The organism is Orrella dioscoreae, assembly GCF_900089455.2.
GTDB lineage: Bacteria > Pseudomonadota > Gammaproteobacteria > Burkholderiales > Burkholderiaceae_B > Orrella > Orrella dioscoreae.
Genome location: NZ_LT907988.1, coordinates 3,923,890 through 3,940,160, shown reverse-complemented (window position 1 = coordinate 3,940,160; position 16,271 = coordinate 3,923,890). Strand labels below are relative to the sequence as shown.

The 16,271-nt window shown below is 66.4% G+C and carries 13 protein-coding genes; 7 read left to right on the top strand and 6 right to left on the bottom strand.

The window, feature by feature from the left end; all coding sequences use genetic code 11:
* The first annotated feature begins 110 nt into the window (after positions 1–110).
* From ODI_RS18230 to ODI_RS18215, 4 genes are read left to right on the top strand one after another with little or no spacing between them, the layout of a single operon-like run.
* Positions 111–2,099: a TonB-dependent receptor domain-containing protein gene (locus ODI_RS18230; protein ID WP_231968090.1), complete on the top strand. Its 1,989-nt coding sequence runs from the start codon at positions 111–113 to the stop codon at positions 2,097–2,099.
* Positions 2,099–6,046: a cobaltochelatase subunit CobN gene (cobN, locus tag ODI_RS18225; protein WP_067749754.1), complete on the top strand. Its 3,948-nt coding sequence runs from the start codon at positions 2,099–2,101 to the stop codon at positions 6,044–6,046. Before ODI_RS18230 ends, cobN begins: the two co-directional genes overlap by 1 nt.
* 6 nt (positions 6,047–6,052) lie before the next feature.
* Positions 6,053–6,559 carry a MotA/TolQ/ExbB proton channel family protein gene (locus ODI_RS18220; protein ID WP_067749752.1) on the top strand — a complete coding sequence of 169 codons (507 nt, stop codon included), beginning with the start codon at positions 6,053–6,055 and terminating at the stop codon, positions 6,557–6,559.
* The gene (locus ODI_RS18215) at positions 6,559–6,867 is read left to right on the top strand and encodes a DUF2149 domain-containing protein (RefSeq protein WP_067749750.1); all 309 of its coding nucleotides are present in this window, start codon (positions 6,559–6,561) and stop codon (positions 6,865–6,867) included. Before ODI_RS18220 ends, ODI_RS18215 begins: the two co-directional genes overlap by 1 nt.
* 56 nt (positions 6,868–6,923) lie before the next feature.
* On the opposite strand, the gene ODI_RS18210 is transcribed toward ODI_RS18215, so the two are convergent.
* Positions 6,924–7,304 (bottom strand): putative periplasmic lipoprotein, encoded by a 381-nt coding sequence (locus ODI_RS18210; protein WP_067749749.1) that lies wholly within the window; start codon positions 7,302–7,304, stop codon positions 6,924–6,926.
* A gap of 174 nt (positions 7,305–7,478) precedes the next feature.
* Here ODI_RS18210 and ODI_RS18205 point away from each other — a divergent pair, with 174 nt between their 5' ends.
* Together ODI_RS18205 and ODI_RS18200 are read left to right on the top strand one after the other, a co-directional pair.
* On the top strand, positions 7,479–8,390 hold the full coding sequence (locus ODI_RS18205; protein WP_067749747.1) for a hypothetical protein: 912 nt from the start codon (positions 7,479–7,481) through the stop codon (positions 8,388–8,390).
* A gap of 26 nt (positions 8,391–8,416) precedes the next feature.
* Complete coding sequence (locus ODI_RS18200) at positions 8,417–9,061, top strand: YkgJ family cysteine cluster protein (protein WP_067749745.1); 645 nt, start codon at positions 8,417–8,419, stop codon at positions 9,059–9,061.
* Here the strand turns inward: ODI_RS18200 and ODI_RS18195 are convergent.
* A complete protein-coding gene (locus ODI_RS18195; protein ID WP_067749743.1) occupies positions 9,031–9,651 on the bottom strand; it encodes a nuclear transport factor 2 family protein in 621 nt (206 codons plus the stop codon). The two genes, ODI_RS18200 and ODI_RS18195, sit on opposite strands and share 31 nt — an antisense overlap.
* Positions 9,652–9,708: 57 nt before the next feature.
* Entirely contained in the window at positions 9,709–10,779 is a 1,071-nt protein-coding gene (locus ODI_RS18190) for an aldo/keto reductase (RefSeq protein WP_067749740.1), read from the bottom strand.
* Between the two features lie 180 nt (positions 10,780–10,959).
* Between ODI_RS18190 and ODI_RS18185 the strand changes: the two genes are divergently transcribed.
* Positions 10,960–11,865, top strand: coding sequence for an AraC family transcriptional regulator (locus tag ODI_RS18185; RefSeq protein ID WP_067749738.1), 906 nt, complete (start codon positions 10,960–10,962; stop codon positions 11,863–11,865).
* Between the two features lie 13 nt (positions 11,866–11,878).
* Here the strand turns inward: ODI_RS18185 and ODI_RS18180 are convergent, their stop codons facing one another.
* The 3 genes from ODI_RS18180 to ODI_RS18170 form a co-directional block, all read right to left on the bottom strand.
* The gene (locus ODI_RS18180; RefSeq protein ID WP_067749736.1) at positions 11,879–14,254 is read right to left on the bottom strand and encodes a TonB-dependent receptor; all 2,376 of its coding nucleotides are present in this window, start codon (positions 14,252–14,254) and stop codon (positions 11,879–11,881) included.
* Positions 14,255–14,469: 215 nt separating this feature from the next.
* Positions 14,470–15,480 carry a FecR domain-containing protein gene (locus tag ODI_RS18175; protein ID WP_067748538.1) on the bottom strand — a complete coding sequence of 337 codons (1,011 nt, stop codon included), beginning with the start codon at positions 15,478–15,480 and terminating at the stop codon, positions 14,470–14,472.
* The gene (locus tag ODI_RS18170) at positions 15,477–16,037 is read right to left on the bottom strand and encodes a sigma-70 family RNA polymerase sigma factor (RefSeq protein ID WP_098020940.1); all 561 of its coding nucleotides are present in this window, start codon (positions 16,035–16,037) and stop codon (positions 15,477–15,479) included. Before ODI_RS18170 ends, ODI_RS18175 begins: the two co-directional genes overlap by 4 nt.
* Positions 16,038–16,271 lie beyond the last annotated feature (234 nt).

The window sequence follows — 16,271 nt, the reverse complement described above, 5'->3', positions numbered from 1 at the left end:
ATTGATCTTCTGCGGCTGTTTTGGCAGTCCAGGATCGATAGATAAAAGCCATTGGATTTTCAGGGCTTTTATTTGGAATGTTATATCGTTTTAAGGCAAGGAAAGATTTCATGATGTGGGCAGGCAAAAGGGCCGGAATAGTGGGGTTGGCGGCATTTGCTGTCGTGGCGGTCCCAAGCGTTGCGAGTGCAGCGGAGGAAGAACGCCGGCCGGGTTCTGGCAGCCGTGGTGAGCAAACCGTCCTGCTGCCTGCAGTGGTCGTCACGGCAACAGCCTCGGAGCGCCCCCAGGCCGAGGCACCGGCCAGCGTGTCGGTGGTGGACGGCGCGTCGTTGCGCAATCGACCGGTCCTGGATCTCGCGGATGCGGTGCGAGGTGAGCCCGGTATCGGACTCGATGACAGCGTCGGCCTGGGCCGTCGTGGTATCTCCATCCGGGGAATGACGCCCGAGCACACGCTGATATTGGTCGATGGCCAGCGTATCAATACGTCCGCGTCGGCCATTGCCCACTCGGACTTCGAATTGGGGTGGGTGCCGACCGAGGCCATCGAGCGGGTGGAGGTGGTGCGTGGACCGATGTCCTCGTTGTATGGCTCCGAGGCGTTGGGTGGCGTGGTCAACGTCATCACGCGGCGCGCTACCGACACCTGGCAAGGCTCTTTCAGCAGTTCGGCGCTGATCAACGACCATGGGCTGGATGGCAACCAATACAAGAACGGTTTCTACGTGGGCGGCCCGCTGGTGCCGGGCCGGCTGGGCCTGAATGCCTGGGGCGAAGTGAAACGGCGGGACGCGTTGCGCGATGCCGGAAACCGTGCCCTGACCGCGCTGGATGACCAGAAAGCCATCAATGGACACATCGGCCTGACCTGGACGCCTGATAACCGCCAGCGTGTCGACGCGTCCATCGATGCCGGCAATGAAGACCAGGAAGGATGGCGGGGAGGGACTGCCGGTGCGCGCTACGAGGCGACCTACGACGCGCAACGGCGCCGTTATTCCCTTTCCCATGCGGGCGACTGGAATTGGGGAAGCACCCAGTTGCGGGCCTACCGCAGTACGCTCCAGCGTCATGCCAGTCGCAGTGATGGGGGGGATGCGACCGGGCCGCACCGCTTTGTCGATACCGTTGTCGATGGCAAGGCGGCATTTGCGCTGGGGCAGTCCCACCTGGTGACTTTGGGGGCCGAGACTCGCCGGGAAAGCCTGGAGGATCCGACCGTCAACCTGGCAGGCAAGAAAGGGCAGACGCATTACGCGTTGTTCGCGCAGGACGAGATCGCGTTGGCAAGGCAGTTGGACCTGGTACTGGGCAGCCGCTTCGATCACCATGAGGATTTCGGTTGGGAAGCCAGTCCGCGTGCCTATCTGGTGTTCCGGCCGGATACGGCGTGGACCTTGCGTGCAGGCGTCGGACGTGGCTTCAAGGCACCGACGCTCAAGCAGTTGTCCCCCGAATACGAGTCGCGTGCGGCGATGGGCGGCCGCGGGATCATCCGCGGCAATCCAGATCTGGAGCCGGAAACCAATCAGTCGTTCGAGCTGGGAGCCGCGTATGCCAACCAGGGCTGGTCGGCGGGGGCCACGTTCTTCCATAACGACGTCAGGAATCTGATTGAAACCGTGCGCCAGCCGACATGCGACGTGCGCGGCCGGGTCTGCCTGGCCTACGACAACGTCGCCAGGGCGAGATTGCAGGGCTTGGAATTGACGGGTGTCGCGCCTCTGGCTGCCCAGTGGCAATTGCGCGCAAATTACACGTATCTGGATGCGCGTGATCGCAGCACGGATGAGCGCTTGGCGGACCGGTCGCGTCATCGCGCCAATGCGACGCTGGCATGGGACGCCACCGCCCAGCTGGCCACGCGCGTCCGGGCTGAGTATGTGGGCGCGCAATACCGCTCTGCCACCGAGCAGGAGCGGCCCGGCTACACGCTGTGGCACTGGTACGTCGACTATGAGGTCAATCGCAACCTGAGCCTGCATGCCGGCATCGAGAACATCACGGACAAGCGCCTGGCCAATGACGATGCCAGTATCTACGGTCGGGCTGACGAGGGCAGGCGGTACTTTGCCGGCTTGACGGCGAGGTTCTGATGGTCGTCAGTCGCTTGATGCGCTGCTGCGGGCTTGTCTTGTTGTCCTGGGGGCTTGCCACATCGGCTGCGGCGCAGCCGGTAGTGCAGATCCTGCACAATGGCTTCGTTTCAGCAGAAAAATTCGCGCGGCTGCAGCCCCTGGCTGCGCGCGCGGGGATCGCGTTGCGTCACCTGGATGTCGAACGTGCCTCGCCGCAGGCATGGCAGCAGGCCTTGGATGGTTCGGCATTGCTCCTGTTGGACGTGCCCCGTCCTTCGGATCGCAACCTCGTGTCGCAGGCGTTGGCGCGCGCGCTGACGCAACAGCACGCGCAACGCGGCGCCTCGCCAGACCTGCCACGACTGGTCGTGGGAGGAGGCCGCCCAGAATGGTCAGGGCTGCAAGCGCAGGACGGCGCAGCGCTTGCCGCGCTGTATGCCGCTGGCGGGCAGGAGAACTTCAGCCGCCACTTCGCGTTGGCCCGTGCGGTGCTGGACGGCCAGACTGTGGACGCGGCGCTGCGAGCGCCGCCCACCGCTTTGCCCCGTACGGGTTTCTATCATCCGGATGCGCCACGGGTGTTCCAGGCGCTTGCCGATTATCTTGCCTGGCACGCGCGCCATTCCAATGCCGGAGGCAAACCCGCCGGACGAGTGGCTTTCCTGACGCACCAGAGCACGGTGGGCGACTTGCTGACCGGTGAGCTGGATACGCTGATCGCCCGCAGCGTAGCGGCTGGGCTGGTGCCAGTGGTGTTCTGGCTGGATGCCGCCGATGCTGGCGGGTTGGCGCGAGTGCTGGGCAAAGACCAGGTGGATGTGCTGGTGAACCTTACCCACATGCAGGATGGCGGGGCACGCAGCCGCGATTTCCTGGCCTTGGACATCCCCGTCATCCAGACCTTGCGCTTCCGTGAGGGCGACGCGGCAGATTGGCTCGATGCCCCAAGCGGGGTGTCGGCTCGCACCACGGCGGTATTCCTGGCCGGTCCGGAAAGTTGGGGGGTGAGCGATCCGCTGGTGTTGTCGGCATCGACGGCGGGCGTGCCGAATTTCCTGCCCTTCCAGCTCGATGCCTTGATGGCCAAGCTGGAAAGCCTGGTGGCGTTGCGCCATACCGCCAACCCCGACAAGCGGCTGGCGTTGATGTTCTGGAACTATCCCGCGGGCGAGAAGAACCTGGGGGCATCGAACTTGAATCTGCCGCGCAGTATCGTCTCCATCCAGATGGCGCTGGCAGCGGAAGGTTACTCAGTCGGGGCGGCACTGGAGGAAAAGGAGGTGATCGCGGCAGGCCAGCGCATGTTGGGCGCCTTGTACGGCAAGGTGCCGCTGGAAAGCCTGCTCGAAGAGGGGCTCGCGGCGCTGTACCCGCTTGAAAACTATGAGCGCTGGCTGGCGGCACTGCCTGCGCAGCGCCGCCTCGAAATGCGCCAGGGAGGAAAGCCGTCGCATCATCGCGCGGTGCGCGAGATCGATGGCCAGCGCTATTTCGTGATTCCTCGCTGGGAGCGAGGCAATCTGCTGGTCATGCCCCAGATGCCGCGTCACGTCGGGCAGGCAGGGCATTACCACGATACGGCCGAGGCGCCTGATCATCTTTACATGGCGTCGTACTTATATCTGCAGGCCGGGCACCGCGCCCACGCCCTGGTGCACCTGGGCACTCACGGCACCCAGGAATGGCTGCCGGGCAAGGACCGCGGCATGGCGGCCAGCGACTATCCTTGGCTGGCGCTTGGCGGGCTGCCAGTCTTCTATCCCTACATCCAGGATAACGTCGGCGAGGCGATCCAGGCCAAGCGGCGCGGACGCGCTGTCACCATCAGCCATCAGACGCCACCTTTCGCGCCAGCGGGTCTTTATGACCAGCTTCGTGATGTCCATCATCTGATCCATGAATACGAGCAGTTGGACGATGGCGGTGTGCGCGAACGCGTGGCAGCCAAGATACGCGAGGCGGCCGTGGCGGCCAACCTGCACGACGACCTGGCCTGGACGGCCCAGCGAGCCGAGCAGGATTTCGACGGATTCCTGCAAGCACTGCATGATCACTTGCACGAACTTGCACGGGTAGCGATGCCGCTGGGGCTGCACACGTTTGGCCAGCCCGCCAGCATCGAACACCGTGCCAGCACTGTCATGCAGCAACTGGGGCGACCTTTGCAGGAAGCCCTGGGCCTGGACGATGAGTCCATGTTGGTGCCCGACCCGGATGCCTTGCCGGAGAACCCCGCGTATCGGGCGATTCGCCAGTTGTTGGTGAAGGACGAGCGAGACACCTTGCCTGCGCAGGCTCAGGCATTTGCGGAGCGCGCCGCAGACCTGGATCGGAACCTGCGCGACACGCAGGAAAACGAGGCGCTGCTGGCAGGGTTGGCGGGACGGTTCGTCGCGCCTGGTGCGGGCGGCGATCCCATCCGTAATCCGGATGTCGCCAGCGGCCGCAATCTGTATGCCTTCGAGGCCGACAAGATTCCCGCGCGGGCGGCTTATGCGCAGGCGGAAGAGGCTTATGCGCAATTGCTGTCGGCCTTTCGCGCCGAGCATGGTGGCGCCTATCCGAAGAAGCTGGCGTTCAGCTTGTGGGCCTCGGAAGCGGTCCGTCATCTGGGGGTGACCGAGGCGCAGGTGCTACATGCGCTGGGCCTGCGTCCAGTCTGGGATGCGGGAGGACGGGTGACCGCCTTGCAGATTATTCCGGCCACTGAATTGGGGCGGCCACGCAGTGATGTGGTGGTGCAGGTGACTGGCGTGTATCGGGACCAGTTCGACAGCTTCATGCGCTTGCTGGACGACGCGTTGCGGCGGCTGGCCGAACTGGACGAGCCGGACAACCCCATCGCCGCGGGCAATCGCCGGGTGGCTGCGACCTTGCAGGCAGGCGGTATGGAACCCGATGCTGCGCAGTCCATCTCGCGCGCTCGGATTTTCAGCAATGCGCCGGGCGCCTATGGGACGGGCGTACCCGACCTGGCGATGCGCTCGACAGAGTGGGAGGACGATGCCGCGCTCGGTCAACAGTTTCTTTCCAGCAGCCGTTATGCCTATGGCGCAGAGACGTGGGGCGCAAGCCCCGAGCAGGCCAATGTCCTCGCAGAGCAATTGCGAGGGACTCAGGCCGCCATCATGTCTCGCTCCTCGACCTTGCATGGGGTGTTGTCGACGGATCATCCTTTCGAGTTCCTGGGAGGACTGTCGGCAGCCATCCAGCATCTGGACGGTCAGGCCCCACAATTATTGATCTCGGACTTGCGTGGCAACCAGCCCCGAACCACGGGCCTGGCCCGCTTCCTGTCCGACGAGTTGCGCGCGCGTTATCTCAACCCGCAATGGATCGATGCCATGCAGCAGGAGGGCTACGCCGGCACCCTGGAGGTGCTTGCCGTCACCAATAATCTGTTTGGGTGGCAAGCCGTCGCAGCCGATAGTGTGCGCGCGGACCAATGGCAGGCCATGTTCGATACCTATGTCGCTGATACGCGAGCGCTTGGCACCCAGGAATGGTTCGAGACGCACAATCCCACAGCGCAGGCGCAAGTCATCGAGCGCATGGCTGAAGCGATCCGCAAGGGCTATTGGGACGCATCGGTCGAGACCCGACAGGCGTTGGCGCAGCGCTGGCAGGAACTGGCCCGGCAACATGGCGTGGATACGGGCGCCGAGGTCACGCGCCAGTACATTTCCGACATGGCGCAAGGGTATGGCCTGCAAGGGGCCACCACGCCAGCGATGACGGCTGCGCCTGCGGCGGAGCCGGGGCCGTCATCTCGGTCGGAGGAGGCACCCACGCAGGCCGTGCAGGGCCAGGTGCTGTCGCAGGTGGAGGCACCGCCCGCCGAGGACGCGTCCCAGGCTTGGACGCTTGCGCTCATGCTGCTGTTGATCATGGGTGGCGGTCTGTGGCAGGCCACGGTCACAGCCAGGGCGCATGCGCATTCTTCTTCCAATACTTCCCATCGTTGAACACTCATGTCCTTTCTTTCCGAGATCGAAACCCTGCTCTATGCCGTGACGCGAATCTTTCTCGCGCCCGTGATGTTGCTTATCGCAGCCGCCTTGGTCTATGCGCTGTTCGTCCTGGGCGCTTTCTTCGTGGAGGCGTGGCAGCGCAAGCGCGGCGCGTGCACGGCGGCGCTGTTTTCCTATGCAGCAAAGCGTCAGGATGGCACGCTGCCGGCCAGCGACGACCTGGAGCTCTGGATCATGCGGCGGCTGGAGTGGCTTCGGGTCGTGTCGCGTACAGCGCCCATGTTGGGCTTGATCGCGACCATGATTCCCATGGGACCAGCGCTGCTGGCTCTGGGGAGCAATGACAGCGCTGCGGTGGGCAGGAACATGGTGGCGGCGTTTTCCTCGGTGATACTGGCGCTGCTGGCCGCCAGCATCTGCTTCTTCATCCTGACCGTGAAGCGGCGCTGGCTGTTGCAGGACCTGCGGCAGATAGAGCGCATGCGCGCCGGACAGGGAGCTGCCTGATGCGCTTCCTGAGCGAGGACGACGCCAACGATCCGATGCTTTCCGTCGTCAATCTGATTGATCTGTTCCTGGTGATCATCGGCATGCTGATGGTCGTCATTGCACAGAATCCGCTCAACCCCTTTTCGCAGGACAAGGTCGTCGTGGTGGAAAATCCGGGTGAATCCGACATGCGCATCACGATCAAGGACGGGCAGGCGTTGACGCGCTACGAAGCCAGTGGTGAGATGGGGGAAGGCCAGGGCGCGCGCGCGGGGGTCACTTATCGGCTGGAGGACGGCCGCATGATCTACGTGCCAGAGGATTGATGCCGTGGCGGTGGCGATGGCGAGACGGCCCTTGACCGTCTCGCACGCGTGGCGCGTTACAGCGTCGGCTGCGGCACCGGCGTACTCGCCGGCAGCGTCTGGCCCTTGCCGCCACTCTTCTGGCAAGCCGACCCGATGCCCCACTTCGTGACCTTGCCCTTCTCGATCAGGAATTTCTCTTCGCAGTGATAACGCTGGCCGACATAGACGCCCCAGACGTATTCATAGGAGATGACCTTCGCGCCGCTGGACAGGGTGTAGCTGCCGGTGGGCGGGCCCCACTTCATGACCAGCGTGTCTTCGTCTTCGCCTACCCAGGACGCCAGGACGTCGTTGCGGGTTTCGTTGCGCTCGTTGTTGATCAGGTTGCCCATGGGCGAACCCGCGCAGCCGGCGAGCAGGGCGGACAGGGCAATGGATAGTGCGATCTTCTTCAAAGGATTTTCCTCTTTCCCAGGAATGGCCTGTGTCGGCTCGATTTGAGCGGGCATAGTATCGTGTGGCCCCTCGATATCGTGCGCCAACATGTTGTCAAAAGGTTACGCAATGAAGCTGGATGTTCCCGTGTTGCCGTGGCTGGCCAAGCAGTTCTTGCGTCACAAGGGCTCGGCATGAGCCGCAGCCAATCATCCGTCGCCGTGGGCCACCTTCCTTATTGGCTGGCCCTGGCCGGCGTGGGGGTGTTGTGGCTGCTGCAGGTCTGGCAGGCGCAACGCCCGCCCGAGATGCTGGATCCGGCCCTGCAAGGCTTGATGCCGGATGATTTCCTGGCTGTGTCCGTGCATTACGTGCCGGGCGGCGCGGATGCCTTGCTGGCAGCCGGGCTGGTGACGTTCCTGGTGGCCCAGGCAGTATTGCAGCGGCCGCAACGTGCCGGCGTCACCTTGGCCTGGCAAGGCTGGGCGGCCTTTGCCGTCATCCAGGGCATTCTGCAATTCACGCCTGCCTGGGTGGTGGGCTGGGCGGCCGGCCCTTGGCTGTTGGACGGCAACCTGTTCCTGATGCGGGCGGCCGACCTGCTGATGCAGGCGGTCGTCTCGTGGGTGGCCTTGCGCTTGGCGCTGCGCGTGCCTGGGGCGACACGCGCCGGCCAGCCGCACGCGGGCGCCACGGGAGGCCGTGCAGCCGTCGTGTTCGGCGCGTTCAGCCTGACCTATCTGTTGTCCTTGTGGCTGGTCGTCATGGCGCATTTTTCCGCGCGCTGGGCCTATCTGGACCCGGCCGAGGCCACGCGCCAGGTCCTGCTGGTGGTGGGGTATCTGGTTCTCCTGGGCGTGGTCGGCGGGCTGGGGGCCTGGTGGGGATTGCGTGCCGAGGCGCCGGTGCGCATGCGGCGCCTGCTGCTGTTGTCCCTGCTTGGCCTGCTGCTGGCGTTCGCGGCCAAGCTGGTGGTGACGATTTCGGCGCGCGGCATGTTGACCTATGAACAACTGATCGGGCCATGGTCCGAAGGCCTGCTGGCGCTCGTCGCGCTGCTTTTGCAGTTCGTCGTGGCAGCCGCGCTGACGCGCCGCTGGGGCTGAACGGCGGCCGGGCAGGGGTCGGACACATGCTGAGTCCCCAAGAACAACGCCAACTGCTGGACGCGATGCGCGCTGTGCGGCACCGCGCCGCACAGGCTTTGGCGGCCGCGGGGAATGCCAGCCAGGCGGTCGCCTTCGTCGGCGTCTTGCACGAAAACGTCGATGCCGTCGTGGCCGCCTCGGAAGCGGTGGGCCCGCCGCCCGACTGCAGGCCAGGCTGTGCGTCCTGTTGCCATGCGCGGGTCGAGGTGTCGGATCCGGAGGCGTTGCGCATTGCCGGTCATCTGCATCAACTGCAGGAATCGGAACGCTTGGTGTTCATCGAACGATTGCGCGCCAAGGCGGCGGCGGACGGCGGGCACCTGCCGCATGGGCAGCCCTGTGCCTTCCTGCGGGAAGGCCTCTGTTCCATCTATGCCATCCGCCCGTCGGTCTGCCGCAAGGCGCACTCCTTGTCCGCCCAGGCCTGCCAGTCCGGGGCACAGGAGATCCCGCAGGACCTGGGCCGCGTCATCCGCTGCGAGGTGCTGGTGGCGGGAACCCGCGACGCCTACGAAGGCGCGGGCTTGCCGGCGTCACGGCATGAACTGTCCGCGGCGGTGCTGGCGGCGCTGAGGCCAGCCGCACTGGACGAGTGGTATCAAGGCAAGCCCCTGCGCGCCTCGTCGTAGCGGCCATTGGGCAGCAGTTCATGGCGGATGTCGCCGTCATCGGTCACCCACATGGCGGTGTACGAGGTCTTGCCCGTGTTCCGTGCGCCTTGTTCCTGCATGGGAATGCGGCGGATCACGTCGTCGTAGGGCACCAGGTCCAGGAAGGCGATCACCTCCTTCGCGCGCTGGTTCTCCATGCGGAAGATCCAGACATAGCTGTTGCTGTAGGGCGCGCCGTCGGCGGCGGTGGCCGTGCCGTCCCAGTGCACGACGACGTCGTTGCCGCTGGCCCAGATGTCCCGCACCACGGGCTTGATCGGCGTGGACAGGCGGGTGGCGAAGGGCATGACCGCGCGCTTCATGAAGTCGTCACGGCCCTGGTAGGTGCCGGCGGCCGGGCTGGTGCCCTTGATGATCCAGGTGATGTCGGGCGCCAGCACGTCGTCGAAGAAGGTGCGTCCGCCCGCGGCCCATTTCTCGAAGGCCTGGGCGATGAACTGGCGGTTCTTCTCGGTGGGGGCATCGCTGGCGCGGGCCAGCGCCGTGCCGGTGAATAGCGTGCTGGCAACCAGCACGAGGGCGGTGAGGAAGGATTTGAATGTCGTCATGGCATGTGCTCCTTTTCGTCATGGAATGGGCCGCGAGCCCTTGGGGGTAAAGCGTGCTCAGGCGCGGCGCTGCACGTGGGCGCCGCCGAAGATCAGTTGCTGCGCCATCGGCCGGCCGATGAAGCGCTCGGGGAAGATCGGCGCGGGCGTGCTGGCGTCGTTCAGGCGGGCCACGTGTTCGTCCGACAGCTGCAAGGCCAGCGCGCCCAGGTTGTCCTGTGCCTGTTCCAGCGTGCGCGCACCGATGACGGGCGCGCACACGGCGGGGTGCCGCAGCGTCCACGCCAGCGCAACCTGCGAGGGCGTGGCGTCGATCTCGCGAGCGACGTCCACCACGACATCGGCGATCTCCAGCGACCGCGCATTCATGTGGCCGGACGAGGCGATGACGCCCTTGCGGGTGGCGGACACCTGCGTCTCGCTCTGCTGGCGCAGGTCTTCCTTGCCGTACTTGCCGGTGAGGATGCCGCCGCCCAGCGGCGACCACGGCATGACGCCCAGGCCCATTTCCAGTGCCATGGGCATCAGTTCGTGTTCGACACTGCGTTCCACCAGGCTGTACTCGATCTGCAGCGCGACCAGCGGCGACCCGCCGCGCAGGTCCGCCAGGGTCTGCAACTGCGCCACCTTCCAGGCCGGGGTGTTGCAGATGCCCAGGTACAGCACCTTGCCGGCGCGCACCAGGTCGTCCAGCGCGCGCAGCACTTCTTCCGCACGGGTGGTGCAGTCCCAGGCGTGCAGGTGCAGCAGTTCGATCCGGTCGGTGCCCAGCTGGCGCAGGCTGGTTTCCACCGAGCGGACCAGGTTCATGCGGTGGTTGCCGCCGCTGTTGGGGTCGCCGGGGTCGCGCGCCATGGTGAACTTGGTGGACACCACGATGCGGTCGCGTTTGCCTTGCAGCAGCGCGCCCAGGATGCGTTCGGATGCGCCGTTGGTGTAGTTGACGGCGGTGTCGATGAAGTTGCCGCCCTGGTCGACGTAGGCATCGAAGATGCGGCGCGCCTGGGCATCGTCGGCGCCCCAGCCCCAGTCGGCGCCGAAGGTCATGGTGCCCAGGGCGAGGGGCGAGACGCGCATGCCGGATCGTCCGAGCAGGCGGTAGTGGTCGAGTGCGGTGGGACGGGACATATTCAACTCCTGTGCAAGGGATGTGCCGGATACGTTGAAGGAAGTATGTCCCGGGGGGCGCTGCGGGCTGTAGCCGCATCATCCGGAGTTCTTGTACGATTGTCTGACTCCCCCCGATGGCCCGATTTCACCGGGCGCGTGTTGCGCGCGCCGGCCACCCTCCTTCATCACGGAGCGCGCATGGATACGCTGCAACGGCTCACCGCCATCCTGGATCGCCACATGCCCGCGGACGGCATCGCTGCCAGCCCGATCCCGGGCATCACCCTGTATCGCGCCAGTTCACCGACGATGCCGATGCCGGTCGTCTACGCGCCCACGCTGTGCGTCATCGCGCAGGGCCGCAAGCAGGTGATGCTGGGGGCCACCGCCTATGTCTACGACCCGGCCAAGTACCTGGTGGCGTCGGTGGACATGGCCGTCACCGGGGCCGTCGTCGAGGCAACGCCCGCGCAGCCTTACCTGAGCCTGTCGCTGGACCTGGACATGGCGCAGCTGGGCGACCTGGCGCTGCACTATCCCGTTCACGAGGAAGAGGCCGATGGGCCGGCGACAGGCCTGGCGCTGGGCGATGCCGATCCCGACGTGCTGGACGCCGTATTGCGGCTCATGGGACTGATGGATACGCCGCGCGATATCGACGCGTTGGCGCCGCTGATCACGCGCGAAATCCTCTATCGCCTGCTGACGGGCACCGGCGCATGCAACAGCATGGTGCGGCAGATGGCCCAGGCCAACAGTCGCCTGAACCAGATCGCCAAGGCCATCGTGTGGCTGCGCGCGAACTACAACGGCGCGTGCCGGATCGACGACATCGCCGATATCGCGGGCATGAGCCGTTCGACGTTCCACGCGCACTTCAAGGCCGTCACGTCCATGACGCCGCTGGAATTCCGCAGCCGCCTGCGGCTGCAGGAGGCGCGTCGCCTGATGGTGTCCGAGGCGATGGATGCGGCGGGCGCGGGCTTTCGCGTGGGATACGAAAGCCCGTCGCAGTTCAGCCGCGATTACGTGCGCATGTTCGGCCTGCCGCCCGCCAAGGATGCGGTGCAACTGCGCAAGTCGGGTGAACTGCGGGCAAGTTGATGGCAGGCCTTGCTTAGAACTCCGCGCTCAATGACAGCAGCACCGTCAGCGGCGCGCCCACCGTCAGGCCTTCGCGCGCGGCGGATTGCCAGTAGTTCTTGTTGAGCACGTTTTCCACCGTGGCCCGCAGCACCATCGGCGTGCCGTTGGCGTCGAAGGCATAGCGCGCACCCACGTCGAAGCGCGTCCACCCGGGAATCTCCTGGGTGTTGCCCACGTCGACGTATTGCTGGGTGGTGCGCAGCATGCGCGCGGTCAGGGTCAGGCCTTGCAGGAAAGACGTGTCCCATTCGGCCGCGGCGTTGAATTGGTAGCGGGGCACGGCGGGCGCGTGGTTGCCATCGTTCAGGCCGCCCTCGGTGCGCGTCAACTTGCCTTCGGTGTAGGCCACGCCGCCAAGCAGGCGCACGCCATGGGCGATCTCGCCCTGGCCCAGCAGTTCGAGCCCGCGGTTGCGCTGCCTGCCGTCGGCCACGTAGCGGCCCGAGACGGCGTCCACGAAGCTGCTGGGCTGCTCGATCTGGAAGGCGCTGAGCGTGGTGGAGAACGACCCGAAATCGTACTTGGCGCCCACTTCGACCTGCTTGGACACGTTGGGGGCGAACGTTTCCCCGGCGTTGACGGCGCCCGCCGGCGCGGTGGCGCCCTGGCTCAGGCCTTCGATGTAGTTGGCGTACAGCGACAGGGCGGGTAGCGGCCGCACCATCAAGGCATAGGCGGGCGACAGGCGGGATTTGCCGTAGTCGGCGGTGCGGCGTCCGCTCAAGGCATCGTAGTTGGCGGATTGCACGCGCTGGTTGCGCACGCCCGCGGTGAGCTGCACGCGGTCGTCCAGGAAGGAGAGCGTGTCCGCGGCTGCCACGCTGTAGAGGCGGGTTTCGCTGGTCTTGGGCAAGCCGCCTGGCCGGGCGATGTTGGGCTTGACCAGGTCGGCGGGCGTATACAGATTGGAGAACACCGTCCCTGAGCGGATGCGGGCCGACGAGTAATCGATGTCCATGACGCTGGCGCTTGCGGTGGGTTGATGCTTCACGGGGCCGGTGTGGAACGCGCCCCGCACCCCGATTTCCGCCGTCCTGCTGAGCAATGACTCGTCGAGGCGCGCCGGGACCGCGCCGATATTGCCGTCTCCGTCCAGCGTCAGCCACGAGGTCTGCAGGCTCTGGAAGTCGTGCTTGCGCGCGCCTGCCGCGGCATACACCGTCCAGTCGGAAGACACGTCGTACTCGGCGCGCACGGCGCCTGACCATTCCTTGGTCCGCCAATAGGTCCATGAAGGGAAGAAGTTGTGCCGCGCGTCTGGCGCGCGGCCGATCGCCACGCCCGGCGCGGGCGGGAACAGCAGGCCGCTGCGCGCGTCGGTATCGCGGTTCTGGTAGTTCAGGTCGGCCTCGATGCGGAATCGGTCGCCGCGGTAATCCAGGCCCAGGGCCATGGCGCCCAGGTCCTCGCGCGCGCCGTCGACGGCGTGGTCGCCGCGCGAGCCCGCCACGTTGAGCCGTGCGCCGAAGGCCTTGTTGTCGCCAAATCGGCGCGCCAGGTCCGCATGCACGCCCATCTGGCTGTCGCTGATGTAGGACAGCGTGTAGCGGTTCAGCGGCGTCTCCCCCGCTCGCTTGGGCACGAGGTTGATGGCGCCGCCCACGGAGCCGTAAGGCGCCATGCCGTTGAGCAGCGCATTGGGACCGCGCAGCACTTCGACGCGCTCCACGCCGATGAGCGAACTGGCGTTGCGCGGCGAGACGCCATACAGCCCGTTGAAGGCTACGTCGTAGTTGAACAGCGTGAAGCCGCGGATATTGAATTCATCGCGTCCCGCGCCACGGGAGTAGGTGTTGCGCACCGAGGGATCGTTCACCAGCACGTCGCCGATGTTCTGGGCCTGCTGATCTTCGATCAGCTTGGCGGTGTAGTGCGTCACGCTGAAAGGCGTCTCCTGGATGTCGCGGCTGCCGAGCAGGCCGACCCGGCCTCCGGTGGCGACCTGGCCGCCGGCATAGGCAGGAGACAGACCTTGCCGCGGGATCGCGCCGGTCACGGTGACCGCTTCCAGCTGGCTCACGCCGCCGGTGGGTGCGGGCACCAGGCGATACTGGCCCGGCGCATCCTGCGTGGCTTGCAGGCCCGTGCCCGCCAGCGCCTGCGCCAGCGCACCCTGGCGCGTGTCGCTGCCGCGGACGCCAGGGCTCTGCCGGTCTGCCACCAGTTCCGGGGTGGCGATGAGCAGCAGCCCGGTGTCGTTGGCAAGCTTGGCGAGTACGCGATTGAGCGGGCCGGCCGGCACGTCGAACTGCCGCAGTGTGTCGGCCTGGCCGGCGGCGGATTGCGCAGCCACGGAGGGGGCCCCGCTGATGAGGCCGGCGCTGGCCAGGGCCAGCGTGAGTCTCATGGCGCGGACGTGGCGGGGCAGGGCTGAAGCCGAAAGCCGGCGGGTGGCGGGGGCAGGGTGGACGGGCATGGGAGACCTGGGCTCAAACGGTGGAAGGAGGAGACATGCAGACGGTTGCGCGGTCGTGCACGCTGCCTGACTCTTTGCCCGCCTTATCGGATGGCACAGGAAAAACCGGAACGCGAATTTGTAACTGCAGGGAAGACCGCGGCGTATTAGGCCTGGGCGTCGATGCTGATCCACCAGGCCATGGGCTGGCGCAGCCGGATGGGCAGCACGGAGGCCATCATGCGCAGGGCGCGCGGCACGTCATGGATGGGAAGGCTGCCGAACACGCGCAGGTCCGCCACGGCAGGAGAGACGCCCAGGTGGCCAAAATGGTAGCGGCGCAACTCCTGGACGACCTCGCCAAGAGGCAGGCCATCGGCCACCAGCACGCCATGCGACCACGCTTCCAGGGCAGGAGTGGCCGCCGCGGCGGGAAGCAGGCGCGTCGATGTGAAGCGCACCTGCTCGCCGGCCGGCACGATGCCCGCGTTGCGCCGGTCGGCAGTCTCCACCCGGACCGCGCCGTCGAACACGGCCACCAGCACGGCCTCTTCCTCCTGGCGGACCGTGAAGCGCGTTCCCAGGGCCTGCAGCCGCCCGGCGCGGGTCTGCACGAAGAAGGGCCGGTTGGGGTCGGAGGCGGTATCGATCAGCATCTGGCCGCTGCTCAGGCGCAATTCGCGCTGCGCCGGGTCGTAGCGGACATCGAAGGCGCTGAGCGCGCGCAGCCACACCCGCGTGCCATCCGCCAGCGTGATCTGGCGGGTCTCACCGATGCCGGACTGGTGGTCTGCCGTCCAGCCCAGCGCCAGTGCGGGCAAAGGGGTGTGACGCCAGGTCGCCCAGCCGAGGCAGCCGGCGCCTGCCGTGCCCAGCAGACCCAGCAGGACCTGGCGCCGTGCGCGCGCGCCACGCGCCGAGACACGGCGGTAGGTGGCCACCGCCGTATCGCGTGCCGGGCTGTCTTGCAAGGGAGCGAAGCGGGTGCCGATGCGTTCGACGTGGCGCCAGGCTTCCCGGTGTTCGGCCGAGCCGTCCAGCCACTGCTGCCAGGCCTGCCGATCTTGCGCACTGGCATGGCCCGAGCGCAGCAAGGCAAACCAGTCGGCTGCCTGTTCCAGGACGGGGTGCGACAAGGCGAGCGTGCCGGGGTCGAAAGGGTGGCGAGAGCCGCTCACAACGCGGACGCCAATGCGGGCGCTTGCGGCGGCGTCCGGGCGTGGGCCAGCCGGGTTTCCAGCAGCAGGCAGCGCAGCATGGCTTGCGACACGTATTTGCGCACCATGCGTGAAGACACGCCCAAGGCGTTCGCCACCTCGTCGTCGGTGGCTTCGCAGACGATGGCCATGACGAAGGCCTGGGCTGCCTTGGGGGGCAGGCCGCGCAGCATGGCGTCGACTTCCCCCAGCGCTTCCAGCACGATCGCCTGGTGCTCGGCGGACGGCGCGGTCGGCTCGGGCAGCGCGGCCAGCGTGTCGGCCCAGGCCTGCTCCAGCTCGCGCCGGCGCCAGAGGTCCACGCAAAGGCCCGATGCCATGTTGCGCAGGTACACCCGCGCCTGCGGATCGTTGTCGAAGCGGCACTTGCCCGTCAACACGCGCAGGAAAGCGTCTTGCGCCAAGTCCGCGGCATCGGCCGCATTGCCCAGCCGGCGGTGTAGCCACTTGTAGAGCCAGCCGTGATGACTGCCGTACAGGTGCTCGAAACTCTGGGGGGCGCTGTCCAATCCGCTCACGTTGTCGTCTCGTCGAACCGCGCATGAATGCGAACGGTTATCAATTTCTTTTCAGCCGGCGATTATGGCGCGACGGCTTGGCCTTTGACAATCCGTCGCCGGACGATGGGTGGCCGGAACGTTGCGTGGGCGAGACGGCCCGGGCTGCGCGGCTGGCATGGCGGCGCTTCTATAATGACGGCCACTGCCTTCCTCATGGCCAGGATCGCCGCCGCCGCGCCGTCCTGTTCCGCT